This is a genomic window from uncultured Cocleimonas sp. (genome assembly GCF_947495625.1).
In the GTDB taxonomy this organism is placed as follows: domain Bacteria; phylum Pseudomonadota; class Gammaproteobacteria; order Thiotrichales; family Thiotrichaceae; genus Cocleimonas.
On sequence record NZ_CANLZW010000058.1, the window covers coordinates 1 to 16,573 of the forward strand.

Annotated in this window: 13 protein-coding genes and 1 pseudogene; 5 read left to right on the top strand and 9 right to left on the bottom strand. The window is 38.2% G+C overall.

The annotated features are described in order from the left end of the window. The first annotated feature begins 75 nt into the window (after positions 1-75). Entirely contained in the window at positions 76-582 is a 507-nt protein-coding gene (locus tag Q1A31_RS20385) for a CDP-archaeol synthase (protein WP_299881465.1), read from the top strand. A gap of 49 nt (positions 583-631) precedes the next feature. On the opposite strand, the gene Q1A31_RS20390 is transcribed toward Q1A31_RS20385, so the two are convergent. Next, the gene (locus Q1A31_RS20390) at positions 632-1,573 is read right to left on the bottom strand and encodes a metallophosphoesterase (protein ID WP_299881468.1); all 942 of its coding nucleotides are present in this window, start codon (positions 1,571-1,573) and stop codon (positions 632-634) included. Positions 1,574-1,889: 316 nt separating this feature from the next. Between Q1A31_RS20390 and Q1A31_RS20395 the strand changes: the two genes are divergently transcribed. Further along, positions 1,890-3,665: a sugar phosphorylase gene (locus Q1A31_RS20395; protein WP_299881471.1), complete on the top strand. Its 1,776-nt coding sequence runs from the start codon at positions 1,890-1,892 to the stop codon at positions 3,663-3,665. 49 nt (positions 3,666-3,714) lie between these two features. Here the strand turns inward: Q1A31_RS20395 and Q1A31_RS20400 are convergent, their stop codons facing one another. Beyond that, a complete protein-coding gene (locus Q1A31_RS20400; protein ID WP_131906366.1) occupies positions 3,715-4,929 on the bottom strand; it encodes a glycosyl transferase in 1,215 nt (404 codons plus the stop codon). A gap of 61 nt (positions 4,930-4,990) precedes the next feature. Continuing rightward, complete coding sequence (locus Q1A31_RS20405; protein ID WP_299881475.1) at positions 4,991-5,806, bottom strand: mannosyl-3-phosphoglycerate phosphatase; 816 nt, start codon at positions 5,804-5,806, stop codon at positions 4,991-4,993. A gap of 335 nt (positions 5,807-6,141) precedes the next feature. Between Q1A31_RS20405 and Q1A31_RS20410 the strand changes: the two genes are divergently transcribed. Beyond that, positions 6,142-7,032 (top strand): EamA family transporter, encoded by an 891-nt coding sequence (locus tag Q1A31_RS20410; protein WP_299881478.1) that lies wholly within the window; start codon positions 6,142-6,144, stop codon positions 7,030-7,032. Between the two features lie 929 nt (positions 7,033-7,961). Here Q1A31_RS20410 and Q1A31_RS20415 read toward each other — a convergent pair. From Q1A31_RS20415 to Q1A31_RS20425, 3 genes are all read right to left on the bottom strand, one after another. Then, positions 7,962-8,720 (bottom strand): HEAT repeat domain-containing protein, encoded by a 759-nt coding sequence (locus Q1A31_RS20415; protein WP_299881481.1) that lies wholly within the window; start codon positions 8,718-8,720, stop codon positions 7,962-7,964. Between the two features lie 53 nt (positions 8,721-8,773). Next, positions 8,774-9,871, bottom strand: a complete 1,098-nt coding sequence (locus Q1A31_RS20420; protein ID WP_299881484.1) for a hypothetical protein — start codon at positions 9,869-9,871, stop codon at positions 8,774-8,776. A 130-nt stretch (positions 9,872-10,001) separates the two neighbouring features. Beyond that, positions 10,002-10,982: a hypothetical protein gene (locus Q1A31_RS20425; RefSeq protein WP_299881486.1), complete on the bottom strand. Its 981-nt coding sequence runs from the start codon at positions 10,980-10,982 to the stop codon at positions 10,002-10,004. 184 nt (positions 10,983-11,166) lie between these two features. On the opposite strand from Q1A31_RS20425, the gene Q1A31_RS20430 reads away from it, so the two are divergent. After that, positions 11,167-12,936: an alkaline phosphatase gene (locus Q1A31_RS20430; RefSeq protein WP_299881489.1), complete on the top strand. Its 1,770-nt coding sequence runs from the start codon at positions 11,167-11,169 to the stop codon at positions 12,934-12,936. 522 nt (positions 12,937-13,458) lie between these two features. Here Q1A31_RS20430 and Q1A31_RS20435 read toward each other — a convergent pair. The 3 genes and pseudogenes from Q1A31_RS20435 to Q1A31_RS20445 all read right to left on the bottom strand — a co-directional run. Then, positions 13,459-13,980 (bottom strand): annotated as a pseudogene (locus Q1A31_RS20435) (GGDEF domain-containing protein); the annotation flags it as partial. Positions 13,981-13,992: 12 nt separating this feature from the next. Next, the gene (locus tag Q1A31_RS20440) at positions 13,993-14,376 is read right to left on the bottom strand and encodes a hypothetical protein (protein WP_299881492.1); all 384 of its coding nucleotides are present in this window, start codon (positions 14,374-14,376) and stop codon (positions 13,993-13,995) included. Continuing rightward, complete coding sequence (locus Q1A31_RS20445) at positions 14,360-15,187, bottom strand: cache domain-containing protein (RefSeq protein ID WP_299881495.1); 828 nt, start codon at positions 15,185-15,187, stop codon at positions 14,360-14,362. The genes Q1A31_RS20440 and Q1A31_RS20445 overlap by 17 nt, the downstream gene beginning before the upstream one ends. A gap of 460 nt (positions 15,188-15,647) precedes the next feature. On the opposite strand from Q1A31_RS20445, the gene Q1A31_RS20450 reads away from it, so the two are divergent. Next, positions 15,648-16,421, top strand: coding sequence for a ferredoxin--NADP reductase (locus tag Q1A31_RS20450; RefSeq protein ID WP_299881498.1), 774 nt, complete (start codon positions 15,648-15,650; stop codon positions 16,419-16,421). Positions 16,422-16,573: the final 152 nt, after the last annotated feature.

Genomic DNA, 16,573 nt, shown 5'->3' on the forward strand with positions numbered 1-16,573 from the left:
CTTCTAAGAGGGCTAGTCTTCATACGCCCTTCTAGGGCGAACACAAAACCACGTTCTTAGAACGTGGATTTTTACTTGACACCAGGTTGGGTTCTAATTTTCATGCTATCGCTAAAGCTTTTATTATTGTTATTAATCGCGAATGGAGCGCCTATTTTATGTAGTAAGTTTTTTGGAAATAGGTTTTCTCTTCCTGTTGATTTTGGCGTGCGCTTAAAAGATGGTTTTCCGTTATTTGGATCTTCGAAAACTTTTCGAGGTTTGATTTCTGCGGTTTTGGTGGTTACAGCTTTTGCTGTGTTATTGGGATTTGAATGGCAGACTGGTCTACTCATCGGTGTTTGGGCGATGCTGGGCGATTTGTTTTCTAGCTTTGTGAAACGTCGTTTGGGAATGACTCCGAGTAGCATGGCACTTGGGCTTGATCAGATTCCTGAAGCGTTATTTCCGTTGATTGCCGTGTCATCAATTGTTGGACTTACGTGGTGGCAAATTACCTATTTAGTCGTACTTTTTATTGTTGTGGAACTAGTTCTCTCGCGTATTTTATATACGTTGAAAATTCGAAAAAAGCCTTATTGATTGTTTGTAGAATACATTGATATAGCCGCTAGGATTTACCCGCAATGATTTACCCGCAACGTAGGGTGTGGAGTGTTATCTCTGGTGGGCAATTTAATCTGACATCGACGATACAGGTTCCGGCGCCTCTTGAGGTATAGCCAGTTAAATCAGCGTATTGCCATTCTCCTGAACCCATTCTTCGTGGGCATTTAGCATCTAGTGTTACCGGAATACCACCAGGCAAACAGATCTGACCTCCGTGCGTGTGACCACAAAACAATACGTCAAAACCCGCGTGAGCGGCCTGACGATACACCTCGGGTGTGTGCGATAGAATAATGGATACCTTGTCGATTGGGATTTGTTCCGCTGCTTTTTCGATATTGTCTACCCGGTAATAGTGCGCATCATCAATCCCGGCCAGAAAAATACTCTCATTCTGCTGTTTGATTTCAATCGCTTCATTGAGTAGAAAATGAATGCCAGCTTTTTCTAATTCGGGAACCATGCGGATACTATCGTGATTACCCAAGACCGCATAAACGGGTGATTTTAAATGCTCATTAAGGTGCAACATGCCTTGCATGGCCGCTTCAATCGATCCGTTGGTTTTGGCACGATAGTCTCCAGTAAGGATGCAGGCATCATATTCCAGTGATTTGATTTGATCAATTAAAGCCTGAGTCGCATTCACAGACATATCTACATGCAAATCACTAAGATGCAACAAGGTATATCCATCAAACTTTGGTGGCAGATTGGGAATGCGGATATCATGTTTAACGAGTTGGTGCTTAAGGCTATTGTTGCGACCAATCCAGTAGAAGCCTGTCATTTTCAGTATGGAACGAATCACAGCATGTGCTGAAAACCAGTTTTCGGGATGGAAAGTATTGAGTCCACCACCAAACACTCTGGGCTCAGAGTCTTGTTCTATGCCTAATCGTTGTCTGGCATGAATAGCACCGAGGCGTTTCTCCAGAGCTAGGTGGATGTCATCGTCTTTCATGGTTTTATTTTAATTTAAAAGCTAGGATAAATAGAGAAAAGGATTTATTTATTAATGTGTTTGTTGATGTTTATACAGGAATTGATAAAAAAGTGTCTAGATCTGCATAAATTCTATTTACGTTGATCCGAAGGAAAGGCGTAGCCACATAAATATCGTTCAAAGTAGGGGGGTGACATGGTTTTATTTAGATTACGGGTTATTTTATTTATCCCTTGTGGTAAAAAATACTAAACCTGATAATCGTTTTAACCAAGAATAAACCCTGTATTTACGATATATTTTAAGTTCCTATCTCACCAGAAAGTACTTAAGTATGAAGAAACTTCCTGCAGACACTATCAGCCAGATAGTTACCCGTTTAAATTTTTTGTACGGTGAGGAGGTCGCAGAATGGTTTATTCCCGAGTTAGAGCAACGCATACAGAAATATCAGAAAGCGATTGATAAACACCATTTCAAAAGTCATTGGGATGAGAAAGATGTCACCCTGATCAGTTATGGTGATTCGATTCAATCGAGCTCACAGCAGGAAAGTACCAATCAAGGTACACCTGAAAAAGCATCGCTACAAACCCTTAAAGAATTTGCTGATAAACGTCTCAGCGATTATTTTAATGTGATTCATTTATTGCCGATTTTTCCTTACACGTCTGACGATGGTTTTTCTGTTGCTGACTATCGTGTGATTCGATCGGATTTAGGCACCTGGGATGATGTAGATAAGCTCGGTGAAAATTTCAATCTGATGTTTGATTTCGTATTGAACCATTGTTCGCGCGTGAGTCTGTATTTCTCCGATTTTCGTGCTGATCGCGACCCTTATAAAGATTTCTTTATATACGAAGACCCAAATAAAGACTGGTCTCACGTGGTGCGTCCTCGTAGCACCCCATTGTTGACGGATATCCCAACACATTCCGGTATTCGTCATGTCTGGACGACCTTTAGTGCAGATCAGGTCGACTTAAATTACAAGAACCCCAAAGTGTTGTTGGAAATGCTGGATATTTTGCTGTTTTATATCAGCCAGGGGTCACGCATTACGCGTCTTGATGCGATTGCCTTTTTATGGAAAGAAGAGGGCACGTCGTGTTTGCATTTACCGCAAACACACGAGGTGGTGAAACTATTACGCGATGTGACGGACGCGGTAAGCCCGGGCGCAATTTTGTTAACAGAAACGAATGTGCCGCACGAAGAAAACATCAGTTATTTTGGTGAAGGCGATGAAGCCCAGATGGTGTATCAGTTTAGTTTGCCACCGTTGTTGCTGCACGCGATTCACACCAGTAATACCCTTTACTTGTATGAATGGTTGAAACATCTAACGCCACCACCAGAGGGTTGTACCTATTTTAACTTTACGGCATCGCACGATGGAATCGGCGTTCGTCCACTGGAAGGATTGATACCTGAAGATGAGCTAAAACAGTTGCTTGAGGATATGCGTGCCGGTGGAGCCTATATTTCTACCCGTAAGAATGTTGAAGGTAAGAATGTCCCGTATGAAATCAATGTAACGTATTTCGATGCGTTTAGAAATCCGGGTAATCAGTCAGCACCATGGCAAGTCGCGCGTTTTCTTCTGTCACAAACAGTTGCTTTGTCGATGCGTGGTATTCCGGGTATTTATATTCATTCCTTGCTCGCTACGCCGAACGATCACGAACACGTCGAAGTCACAGGTACGACGCGTTCGATTAATCGTCATCAGTGGAATATTGATGAGCTAGAAGCATTACTGGAAGTACCAGAGAGTAGTACGCATCTTTTAATGAATGAGTATTTGAGACGCATCAAAGTGCGCTGCGAGCAGGCTGCTTTCCACCCAGATGCAACACAGGATGTGTTAGATCTGGATGACAAGGTGTTAGGCGTGGTGCGTGTTTCGCTGGATTGTAAACAGAAGATCGTGGCTTTATATAATTTCAGTAAAGTGAACCAGTATCTCGATGATGCGAAAATACGCCCGATTCTTGGTGAACCGGGGCAATGGAAAAATGTTCTCTATGACGTAGAACCAGAAAGAGAAGGCAATATGCTGGTGTTAAAGCCGTATGCCTGTCTTTGGTTGGCAGTGTCTGTATAACTAATCCGTATTTGAAGAGACGTTTGATTCGCTTCTTTTCATTTAATTATCAGGCGTTGTCCAGTTCAACCGCTTCCAGTATTTGATCGGTTAAATCTGGTACAGCGCTGAATACACGACGCCAGTTAGGGATGAAGGGTACTTCCATCGGATTTTTTAGATAGGTTTCACCCGCTTCAATAATACTGCTGGCGAAGAGTTCGATGGTCTTTTCTTCCGCATGGATATCCATGGTTAAACCATTAATTTGCGCATCTGCGTTAAAGTTATCCAGCAAGTCTAATGCTTCGCGTAAATAGGTGGCTTTTACCGCGCGGAAGAAGGCTTTATTCATCGCATGGCCTTCAGTACCTAATTTTCTAAAAAGCGCTTTGGTAATTTCATGACTCATGCGAGACAAGCCTTGTGTGTGATCTTCGCCACCCATTTCCTGATGCTTGTGATCGTAATTATCGGCAATATCAACCTGACAAACGCGTCGTGGCGATGTGTTGCGATAAGCTTCTGAGAGTATGCCGATTTCCAGTCCCCAGTCACTCGGGATTCGCATTGAGTTGAGCATGTCATCACTCATGGAGAATTCACCTGATAATGGGTAGCGGAATGCATCGAGAAATTCGATGTATTCGATATTACCTAATACCTTTTTCAGCGCCAGCAACATCGGTTGTACAAATAAACGTGTGACACGGCCACTGAGTTGTTGTTTAGCATTTACGCGAGCGTAATAGCCTTTGCAGAATTCAAAATCCAGGGCAGGGTTGGCAATGGGGTAAAACAATCGAGCAGGTATTTCACGGGTATAGGTAAGAATATCGCAATCGTGTAGCGCAATCGCTTTACTGTTATTAGCAGCTAGAATATAGCCCATGCAGTACCAGACATTACGTCCTTTGCCGGGCTGATCGGGCGCCAGTTTTTTGTCTTCCAGCATTTTAGCAACGGCTTTTAAGCGAGGTCCGTCATTCCATAGAATGCGTTTTTTCTGGGGTAATCTGGAAAAGAACTCACGTGCATAATCAAACTGTTTTTGATCTGCCTGATCAAGACCAATGACGATTTCATTGATGTAATCAGCATGTTGTAACTCATCTAAAATTCCCGATAATGCAGGGCCTTCCAGTTCAGAAAATAAGGAGGGCAGGATGAGAGTCATTGGATGTCTTTTGGATAGGCGTCTTAATTCATTCTCAATTTTTTCTAATGATGCACCCGGTAATTTGTGAAGTGTTGTAATTGGTCCTGTTTGTTTAAAGTCTGACATGACATCCTTTTTATTTTTGAGTGAGTTTCTTTCTGTATTCTTTCTGTATTTTGACTATCTGTTAGTTTGTTGTTGATCCCTGCAAGAGTTGCATTATTGCTTCGTTCCAACCAGCAGGGCCTTCTAATGTGGTTTTTATCAGGTGGTTGGGTGTTGGTCTTTTATTCGCATCGATAGTAAACGCTGTACCTTTGGGGTTGTTAACGATAATCGCGACATTGGCTGCTGTCAGCATGTCTTTATCATTCGCACTATCGCCTAGGGCAATGGTAAAAGCTTTCGAGTTATTATTTAGTTGTTTCTGCACAAAAAGCATCGCTTCAACTTTATCGGTTTGTCCCATCACATGCCAAAAACGTCCACCCCGTTTTAATTCTAGACCATGTTGTTTTAAGTGTTGACGGAAATCTTCGATCAGCGCTTCGTCATCTTCCCATAATAAGGGTTCACTGCCTTGGCGTTGGGCTGCATTTCTTGCTGCCTGAGGGCTTAAGCCAGTGTGTTCAACGATTTGCTCTGCACTCCAGTCATGAAAACCGTTAAAGGAATATCCATGTTCTAGTCTCAGTGCATCTAGCACCTGACAAATTGTTGTGTAATCAGCGCCTAAGGTATGTGTCTGCTTTTCTTCAGGGTCGAAAATGATACTGCCATTTTCTGCAATTTGAGGGGTATTCATACCCAAATCGTTGGAAATTTGTGCAATTTCAGCAAGGGTTTTACTGGAGTTTATGATTACCGGAATGCCTAGTTGTTTGAGTTGCTTTAATGCCGGTTTGGCAGCAGAGAAACTATAATCATGATGGTCCAATAAAGTACCGTCGAGATCAGTAAAAATTAACCAATTTTTTGTGTCGGGAAGTGTTGTTAAATCCATTTATTAAAAGCTGTTTTTTTTAGGTTAGTTTTAAGTGTTTCATGTTGTTTTTGCTATTTTACTGAGCTCTCTCACAGAGACGCTCACATGGTGTTTACAGAACTTTTTCTATAAGAAAATATCAGAAACCCTTGTTTGATGTGAATGACTTCACCTTAACATTTATTTATAGCTTAGAACATTTAAACAAATAAGTAAGTTGATATGCGCCATGTTCAAGTACAGATTTAATCGCAACTGTGTCTATTTATCAGCAGATCATGGTGCTAATTTACAAAATTAGTTTCATCCAAATTATTTTTTTGGATTTATAGACGTTACCCTTGAGCATTGCCATGAGTAAATCACATCAGCTTCTCGCTTTCTTTGTTACCTTGATTTGGGGTACAAATTTTGTATTTATTAAGTACGGTCTGGATGAGTTGCCACCATTTTTATTTGCTGCAATTCGCTTCTTTTTAGTGGCATTCCCTCTGGTGTTTTTTATGAAGCGACCCAAAGCGGGTTGGGGGTTAATAGCGGCGTATGGATTGTTAATTGGTTTCGGCCAGTTTGGCGTGCTGTTTTATGCGATGCAAAATGATATATCGCCTGGCCTTGCATCTCTGGTGGTACAAACGCAGATATTCTTCAGTATTATCTTCGCGATCTTTATGTTCAAAGAAACGATTAAGCCAGCGCAATGGATCGCATTGCTGATTAGCTTTTCCGGCATCGCCTTAATCGCCAGCAAGGTCGATGACAATACAACACTATTAGGTCTGGTTCTGGTGTTGATTGCGGCGATGAGTTGGGCCATGGGCAATATGGTGATCAAGAAAGCAGGCAAGGTTGATATTATTGCGTTTCTCGCTTATTCGTCGTTATTTACCGTGCCTGTATTGTTTGCAATGTCGTTTTATTTTGAAGGTTGGGCGTTGATGAAAAACAGTATCCAATCGGCATCAATGACTAGCGTTTACGTGGTGTTGTGGCAAACCATCGGAAATACGCTGATCGGTTATGGCATCTGGAATTATTTAATCAGTCGATACAATGCTTCGGTGGTGACACCCTGGGCATTACTGGTTCCTGTATCAGGTATGATGGCTTCGTATTTGATGTTAGGTGAACCTATGCCGATCTGGAAAATCATTGCAGCGTTACTGATTTTAACAGGACTTGCATTGAATATTTATATGTCGGTGAGCACGGTTAGGAAAGCTAGGTTAAATGGGGTTGTATAGGAGTTGACGTTTTTGTGGTGTATGGAAAACTTTTAAGTCGCGCTAATAGTATCGATGGTACTAAATATGAAGATGAATAGAATTTTTCAGCATTAAATTCATGGATTGATTATCTACATCTCGACTGCGTAATCCTGAGATTGGAGGCGAGGGATTAGTCAGTACGAAACCAACTGGAACCCTAATCGTTGATAATTTAATCCACGGAAAAAATTTGTATTTAATCAGAAGAGGAACTGGTTTAGCGCCATTTATGATTATTATCTAAGCCACAGATATTTATGAGAGTTACGATAAGCTTATTCTCAGACAAGGAACGCGAACAGTTTCTGAGACTATTTAAGAGTTCCTCATCAATGTATTACCTAATAATGAATATTTTGGTGATTTAGTGAAATAAAAACTCACTGTGACACACGAAGATTTTTTGCAACCAAGGAAGGCTTTTATGTTGATAGAGTTAGGCAAATTATTTGAAGACATTTGTTTGCCAAAAGCGAATCCAGCAGATGATCATCTTATTATCTGAGGCATTCCATCAATTTTAGAAGAAATGTGCGGAATTTTAGATGACAAGGTTTTGTAGAGTTTAATAAAGGTAAATTAGTTTATTACGTTATTGAACGCGCTTTTTTTGAAAATAAGGTCGATAAATAAATGTCGAAAAATAAATAGGGATTTGAATTGCGTCCTTATTATTTAACTAAACAAATTTTTGAGATAAACAGGCTTGAATCACATTAAGTTTTAAAAATGTCTGGCTTATTTAAATTTCAAAACCGTTTTAAACAACAAAACAAGCCGAACGCTTTATGATAACAATATTTTAAAAGTTGATCCAAAGGAAAGGCGAAGCCGCATAATTGTCATTCAAAGTAGGGGGAGCTTATATTTCATGAAAGTATTCCTGAATATAAAAGATAATAATATTACTCATGAATCTTTTGTAATAACTCATGTATGCGTGCTTCATATGTTTTATCCCAGTCCTTAGGGAATTCTTCCAGGGTTTTATTAAGAGCGGGTATTGCGCCTTTGCCAATTATTATTATTCCTCGTTGAGCTTCTTTAACAATTTCCGGTTCTTCAGCTCCTTGCAATGCTTCTATCAATGTGTCTATTGATTTGACTGATGCAATTCTGGCTAGTCCTTTAATAACAGCAAATCTCACAGGTACTATATAAGCTTTGCTCGTAAGAAATTCTACTTCTCTGTCATCGCCAATTTCTGCTAAGGCTTCAATAGCCATGTGATCCATACCAGCCAGGTGTTCTTCTCTCTGGTTAGCAACACGTATTAACAATAGGATCGCTCTTCTATCTTTAAGCGCAGCAAGCGCTGGTATCGCACATGCCCAAAACCCATGGTGCTGTTGAATTTCATCTTCTAGAATATTAAGTAGCACGGGCAAGCTTTTTTGATTGGCGATACTGCCTAAAGAGCAAATTGCCTGCATACGAACCTCGTTAGTTTCTTTGGTATCCAGAGCAATTGTTTCCAATGTCAGACGGGTGCTTTCTGTAGGATGTTTTTCGAGTGAACGAACTTTATTGCTGCGTTCATCGATTTCTACAGTAGTGTGAAGCATTTGTAAGAAAGCAGAATCTGGCTTCGGGGTTTCTAGATCTCCAGATTCTGCATTGGCCATCCATAAAAGTAACAGCAATGAGAAGATTGATTTATGCATTGTCTACTATTGATTGTCGATAATGTTCAATAGAGTGCGTATGTTTTTCATCATTAGTTACATTGTCCGTAGTTTCCATTGAAATTGTGAGGGGTGCCTTTATTATCATACTTTGTGCAATATGTTAACTTGCCTTGCCTGTTATAGTTATAACCAGTAGCTATTTTACCATTTGGCTTGTAATCGGTATATTTCGATTTTACTCCGTTTGAATGCCAACTTGTTGCGTTAGTTTTTATACCATTTGAGTAAGCATCCATATGAGATTTGTATATGTTTCCTGTTTTTCGATCACACAAATAGTTCCACTGAAAAACTATTTTTCCATTCCTGTATATTCTTCTATCACTAACGTATCTGCCACCACAGTTATTATTCTTAGTATGAATAATCCTAACTCCATTAAGTTTATTATTCAAGTAAGGCTGCTGAGCCTGTAAAGTACCATCTTTGTAGTAATTACAATCTATATAGGTTTGATCGTTTGGGTTATTATTCGTATCAAAGCGGTGTCTGTATTTACTAGGGTCTGGATTTCGATCCTTACATTGTGGGCCAGAGTTCTTGTTGGCAGAGCTGATATTCTGGTTTTGGTTACTGTTTACATGCCCACTTCCACCAGATTGGTGTTGATTCGTTTGTTGGTTATTACTTCCACTATTCCATGTATTTGGTGTAGAACTAAAAATATCTGGGGATGTTGTAGCTATTTCTCCTAATAAACTTATATTATTTTGATTTGAATTTATTTGGTTAGTTTTATACGGTAAAACAGGTTGCTTTCTTTTGTGAAATGCTAAGAAGTTTGAGCAGATTCTGTTTGTCTCACTCAGTCCACGCTTACATCCACACTGAATTCTTGTGTAGTTTAGACAACCTTGATAACCCGTTCTGTCACGTACCCCATATCGTTTAATCAGGTCACATGCGTGCTCTGTCCAGCTACGATTATTTACAATGCGCATTTTTATAAACTTACCATTTGGCATGACATACCATGGGCCATCTTCGTTATCATTATCATGCACAAAAGTGGGCTGCCAATTGTTACTTATACAAGGCCCAGCGTAGGCTGCATTTAAGCTTGTAAGTAGAATGAGAGTGATAAATACGATAAATTTATTGGTGAATTTGTTATATTTTATCTTCATTTCAATACTCCTAGAATTAGGGTGTAGCTGATTGAGTTTATTAATCTATCGAATTTCTATTGATTTGCAGAATACGTAAGGCCACGACAAATATCGCAACCTTACTAATCTGAAAGTGGCAACTTAATAATTAATGAACTAGCCCAGAACAGTCAACTTCTGATGTTAAGGTCTTGGTTGTACCATCTACAGAGAAAATCTTAACTGTACCTGTGTTTTCGAGGACTACTTCTGCTTGAGTCCCATCAGTCGCTGTCATGATCAAGGTACCCTCTGCACTGCTTGGAATTTTCATTGTATCAAGTGATACAGTTAGACTGTCACTCTTCACTGTGAACGGACCAACATCAGGGCTGTTGTAAGTATATTCAATATCCATTAAAGCGGCCTGTGAAGGATTAAAATATCCTTTACCTTTTAGATTGGATATTTTGTATTCACTGCTAGTATCAGCGTTAACCAGTGTTACATCATCAATTACATAACTATCAGGATCTGCAAACTCTTGAGCGTAGGTACGATCTAATCCTGCAATTTTTAGTTTATAGGTACCTAGCAAAATTCTGCTTAATAGTCCTGGGCGACTCTCGGTATTTGATTCTTTTGTAATTGTTATTTCATCAGTGGTATCGATAGTTTTATTGCTCATTATCGGACCAAAATCTCCTGGGACACCATAATCAATGACAGATGCAGTTCCATTTGCAGAGAATGCTAATTCTCCAACTGGATTTGCAAAATCTGAATACGTATAGGTCAAAGTGTCTGTGCCGTCTAAATGTTCTCCAGTTTTAGTTAATGTGCCTCCTAGTAGACCATTGATAACATTTTCTATTGCTAAAGCAAGTAATGGCGGCGTAGACACTTCATCTGTAGATGCTAGTTTATCACTGATACGAGCTGAAGAAGCACCGCTCACAGCTACACAGTCGCCTTCCTCCACTACTCGACTTGCGAGTTTTTCTATGGAAACAGCATCAAGAGTTGAAGTACCTGTTTCTGTAGTGTCACTACTACTTCCTCCACCACATCCTGCAAGCATTAGTAATCCGATACCGCTAGTTATTCCTGATGCATAGATTGTTTTTTTAAGTACACTTCTTTTCTTCATAACATTTTCCTTTATGCTAACTATGAGAAATTACCTGCATCACACAGCTTTATTTAATTTATTAAACTCTGTATAGATGACTCTTGGGTTTATAATCTCCTAAATGCATGGAATCTAATGTGATAATTGTTAATTGTGTGCTAAAAAATGTAAGTTTTCAGCAGTCAGGTATTGAGATTTTTCAATGGATAAATATCGTCGCCGTTTTCTGAGTTTATCTACAGGAGTCATCATTTCAACGGGTTTAATAAACCTAGGTTTATCTGATGAAAAGAAGTTAGGAAATGGTCAGTTTTTACATGGGGTTGCCAGTGGCGATCCATTGCAAGATAAGGTGATTATCTGGACACGGCTTAGCCCTGAAAAAGTGACTCCATCAATTGGAATAATCTATGAGGTTTCACATAAGAATGATTTTTCAACGTTAATTCATACAGGTATTGTTTACGCAGAAAGAGAAAATGATTTCACGGTAAAAGTTGATCTGAATAAACTAGAACCAGGTACACGTTATTACTACCGTTTTAGATCGGCTAATAATGTTTCGACAATTGGAAACACCATTACCTTACCTTCGCATACAAAAAAAATGACCTTTGCAGTATTTTCATGTTCGAATTTTACTAGTGGCTATTTTAATGTTTATAGGGATGTCTGTAAGCTTAAAAATAAGATCGATCTCATTATACATCTAGGTGATTATATCTATGAATACGGAATGTATGATGAATCGGGAAAACCTGCTTATGGCACAAAAAATTCTGTTAAAAGTGGTAGGCAATTACCTGATGATAATGATAAAGCATTAAAAAGTTTAAATGACTATCGCCGAAGATACTCACTTTATAGAAGTGATCCTGACTTACAGGAACTTCATAAGAATTTTCCTGTGATCAGTATCTGGGATGATCATGAAATCTTAAATAACGTCTATGCATTAGGTGTATACGATAATGACATGACATCTAACGAATACGAAAAGCAGAAAAAATCTGCGATTAAAGCCTATTATGAATGGCTTCCTATTCGACCACCGTATGGAAGTGAAAGTGAAAAAATCTATCGCTCCTTTCATTTTGGAGATCTTTTATCCTTATATATGCTAGATACCAGACTGTTAAGCAGGTCTGCTCAATTTGATTACAGTGATTATATTAAGGATCAATATTTTGATGAAATAACCTTCAAGAAAGATATTTCCTCTTCAAAACGATCATTGCTGGGTCAGGATCAACTTGAGTGGTTAGAAAGTGAATTAAGCAACTCAAATACTAGGTGGCAATTTATAGCACAACAGGTGAAGGTAACCAACAGCAATGTGCCATTGGAGATAATTAAAGCAGCTAACAAATATTTTAAGAGCGAAGATAAAGAAGAAAAAGCTAAATTAAAAAAACAGATTACAGACTCATACTATGAAACGAGTCGTATTAAAGCACGAATGACGTTAAATGATGCGACTCTAACAGATGATGAGAAAAATCGTTTAAGTAAAATGCTTCCATATAACCTGGATGCTTGGGATGGTTATCCAAGTGAACGTGAAAACCTTTATAAAATTCTTAAAAGTGTTAATAAACCTAACGTAATATTATCAGGTGATACCCATTTTTCTTGGGCAAGTAAGTTTGTTAATAAATTAAATCAGGTTTTAGGGATAGAGTTAGGTACTACTTCTGTAACCTCGCCAGGACTCGAAGAAGATTATGATATTGATGACCCAAAGTTACTAAGACAACTTGAAGATAGCGTAAATGTGTTTGATAAGAACTCACTTTATTCAAACTTTACTGATAGAGGATATCTTATCGTGGAAGTTGAAGAAGACGAAGTAAAGGCCCACTGGCGATATATCAGTAATATCCTATCAAGAGAATATTCAGTGCTCAATGAACGAAGTCATCAACTTAGAATTGCCTATAAAAATAACCAGTACTATTTTCGTCATAGATAGTGATATGTGACCAGATGATACCGAACAGATCTTCTGGGTTTATCAGAATCCTGATAATATTTTCATGTTGAGAAGCTTACTGGAGAGTTGATTCGTTATACTGTCAGCTCTAGCAATAAACAGATGTTGGTAAAACTGGCGACTGAATAAAGTTGTAATAGAGATAGCATTAGCTTGGGAAATGATGAGCAGATGATGTCTTGTGATTCGTATGAGTTCGGCCTTCGTTGCAGTAATGATGCACTATTCTCTGTTTAATAATATTACTAAAATGGCTTGGCTAAAAAGCTATGGCTAACGAAAATAAAAATATCTTCTTTACGATTACAATCGGCACGCTCGTTATTGCAACACTATCGACTGTTGGTGTTTATTTTATATTCGGTGAAAGTGCTGGCTACTTTTATATGCTAGTTCTAGCAGTGCCGACAGGTGCGATTAGCTCGCTACTTCTGATGATTTTATATACTGCTATAAGGTCATAATAATTCGTATAGTGCATTAAAAATAAAATCATTTTTTCTATGCCGAGATGGTTTGCATCTTACTTTCGGCAGAAGTGTTTTTATTCGCTTGATAAAAACTGACTTGGTTACGACCCTGTTGCTTGGATAAATACATTGCGTCATCTGCTTGAATAAATAGTTCTTTAAAGTCCGACTTACTGTCTTCATTTATTACATAGTTTGTTATACCCATAGATACGGTTATAGGTATTTACTGTCCCTGAAATAATAGTGGTGTGTTTTCAACTGCTGAGTGTATTTTATCAGCCAGGAATTTAAGGTCTTGATCGCTTAAATCTTTCACATAGATACTAAATTCATCACCACCTATACGTGCAACCAGATCATCTTTTCTAGTGGATTCCTTTAAAATTTGAGATAGGTGCTGTAAAGCAAGATCTCCGACGTCATGGCCATAGGAATCATTTATTTGTTTGAATTTATCCAGATCAATAGCAATTATTCCTACTGAGCCTTGAACAGACGATTCTAAAATCTTTTTTAAATGATTGGTAAAGTAACGTCTGTTTGCTAACGATGTTACAAAGTCCTAATTACTAATCTCATACAAATCCTTATTCATTTCACGAAGCTTTTGAGTAGCTTTGTTGATATCACTATTCAATGAATTATTGAGTTTCGTCACTTCACTGTTCGATTTTTGTAAGCCGGAAATCAGGTTTGCAAACGATTTCCACAAATGCTGTATTTCACTTGGGCTTTTTTCCGGGATAGGACCCAGCCCGATGTAATCATTTCCAGAGTTTATCTCTTTCGTTCTTTCTATAAGGTTATTGATCGGTGAAATGATTTTTTTCATTAACATATAAGCGATAAATAACGCGAAGATGATGCCTGCTATTAACCACCAGTATGCTTGAGTTCTTATTTTATCGAAAGAGTGTGTTAATTCAGATTTAGGTTGAGGAATCATTACCCCCCCAGCCTAAACCAGGAATAGCACTATAGCCTGCAACCATGTCTTCTTTTATAAAAGGCGAATAAAATTCGGTTGTTCCAGACAAACCTGCCATCATTTTTTTAACCACTAACAGCTTTGAAAGATCTCTAATCTCCCTCATCCATTCTTTATTTGGATGTGAGATTACATGCCCCGTTTGATCAACAGTTGCACAATGTCCTTTATGACCAAAATTAATTTTAGAACACATTGTATCAATATAATTCAGTGAAACTTCAGCGCGAATTGTATCAAGCGTTTCATTATCTTCTCTGATTAGATGACGTTTCAAAAGTACTACTGGTTTATTGTTAAACCGACTTATAAAGACAGGAGATATAAAATTTCCTCGATAGCTTTTTTTTCCCGTATTTAAAGACGTCAGAGGCAAATCCGAATACAAAGGAAAGTCAGTTTCTGATTTATTTAGAGTGGTAGAAGAGATTAGCTTAGTTTCTTTATCCGCTGAAATATATGAGATTGAGACTAGGTCTTCATAAGAATTGTAATATTTATTAATTAATCTAGTAATGTCATGTTCGTATCGTTCTTTTTGTTTTTGCTTGTTGACAAAATATGGTCTTTGTTGAGATTTAGCAGTAATAATATCCTTACCAAGTGCCGCTAATGATTTTTGTCTTGATGAGATAAACAAGGTGAAAGGTTCGATTAACGCTTGAGAAATCAATTGATGCTTTTCTAGCATGCTTTGCTGCGCTTGAGACCATGAATTTTGATAAAGACTGCTGATTGAAAATCCAAAAGGAATTAACAGTACAAACATGAAGCTCAACATGATCATGCGTTTTATGGATTTATCGAAACTGGAAAGTTGATTATTGATGGTTTAAGCTTTTTATAATTATAAATATCGCCAAATTAAACAACCAAAATATCTTTTACGCAATATTTTCAGACGAACGTATTCATCATACTTTTATGGCTTCACTGACTAAATAATTAGTCGCTAACCATGCTCTAACAACAATACTGCACTGTGAACTCTAACCATTTACATAATTTCAAATTTCGTTTTTAAACAACAACAAAAAAACATGTCGAACGATCTGGGAAAACAACTTTGTTTTAAAGTTGATTCAAACTAGAGGTAACACCACTGATTCTAATTGAATTAGAAAAGGGCTAATCAATCAGTGATAATCGCCAATCTTGTAAATCTAATCCTAACCCCAATCGTAATTCTATCTTTACCTTCCTACCTCTAACCAAGAAGACAATTTATTATGGCTAAGCTCGTAACTGAGACAGTGACAGACGTTCATCACTGGAATGATTCTTTATTTTCATTCAAAACGACTCGTGAACATAACTTTCGTTTTCATAATGGTCATTTTGTGATGATTGGCTTAGAGGTTGAAGGAAAACCATTAACACGCGCTTACAGTATTGCTAGTGCCAACTACGAAGAAGAGCTCGAGTTTTTCAGCATCAAAGTCACGGACGGGCCGCTAACGTCTCGACTCCGTAATCTGAAAATTGGTGATGAGGTATTAGTCAGCACCAAGCCAACAGGCACATTAATTGCGGATAATTTACTCCCAGGGAAACACTTGTATTTAATTAGTACAGGCACCGGTTTAGCGCCATTTATGAGTATCATCAAAGACCCAGATATATATGAACGTTACGATAAGGTAATTCTCACACACGGAGTTCGCACAGTTTCTGAACTGGCTTATGAGAATTACATCACCAATGAATTACCCAACAATGAATACTTTGGCGACTTAGTGAAAGAAAAACTGATTTACTATCCAACTGTTACGCGCGAAGAATTTCGCAATCAAGGCAGGCTTTCTACATTAATACAATCAGGCAAATTATTTGAAGACATTGGTTTACCTAAACCGAATCTAGACGATGATCGTTTCATGTTATGTGGAAGTCCATCGATGTTAACAGAGATGTGCGGAATTTTAGATGACATGGGTTTTGTAGAGTTTAACAAAGGTAAATTAGGTCACTATGTGATAGAAAGGGCATTTGTTGAAAAGTAAGAATTATAAATCTTACTAAAAGTCAGTAATTAGCTTATAAAACCTGTATTTTTAGAGTTACATTGGAGCTACTAAAAAAAACAGGCTAAAAGGTGATGAGATGGTCTCCTCCTCTTTAATGCGGCATCAAAGTGCCATAATTGGAGATGTAA

Coding starts and splice junctions, on each gene's coding strand:
- Q1A31_RS20415 (WP_299881481.1), bottom strand. CDS start 8,720: ATGCATAAATCAATCTTCTCATTGCTGTTACTTTTATGGATGGCCAAT.
- Q1A31_RS20430 (WP_299881489.1), top strand. CDS start 11,167: ATGGATAAATATCGTCGCCGTTTTCTGAGTTTATCTACAGGAGTCATC.
- Q1A31_RS20395 (WP_299881471.1), top strand. CDS start 1,890: ATGAAGAAACTTCCTGCAGACACTATCAGCCAGATAGTTACCCGTTTA.
- Q1A31_RS20405 (WP_299881475.1), bottom strand. CDS start 5,806: ATGGATTTAACAACACTTCCCGACACAAAAAATTGGTTAATTTTTACT.
- Q1A31_RS20390 (WP_299881468.1), bottom strand. CDS start 1,573: ATGAAAGACGATGACATCCACCTAGCTCTGGAGAAACGCCTCGGTGCT.
- Q1A31_RS20450 (WP_299881498.1), top strand. CDS start 15,648: ATGGCTAAGCTCGTAACTGAGACAGTGACAGACGTTCATCACTGGAAT.
- Q1A31_RS20400 (WP_131906366.1), bottom strand. CDS start 4,929: ATGTCAGACTTTAAACAAACAGGACCAATTACAACACTTCACAAATTA.
- Q1A31_RS20425 (WP_299881486.1), bottom strand. CDS start 10,982: ATGAAGAAAAGAAGTGTACTTAAAAAAACAATCTATGCATCAGGAATA.
- Q1A31_RS20420 (WP_299881484.1), bottom strand. CDS start 9,871: ATGAAGATAAAATATAACAAATTCACCAATAAATTTATCGTATTTATC.
- Q1A31_RS20410 (WP_299881478.1), top strand. CDS start 6,142: ATGAGTAAATCACATCAGCTTCTCGCTTTCTTTGTTACCTTGATTTGG.
- Q1A31_RS20440 (WP_299881492.1), bottom strand. CDS start 14,376: ATGATTCCTCAACCTAAATCTGAATTAACACACTCTTTCGATAAAATA.
- Q1A31_RS20445 (WP_299881495.1), bottom strand. CDS start 15,187: ATGTTTGTACTGTTAATTCCTTTTGGATTTTCAATCAGCAGTCTTTAT.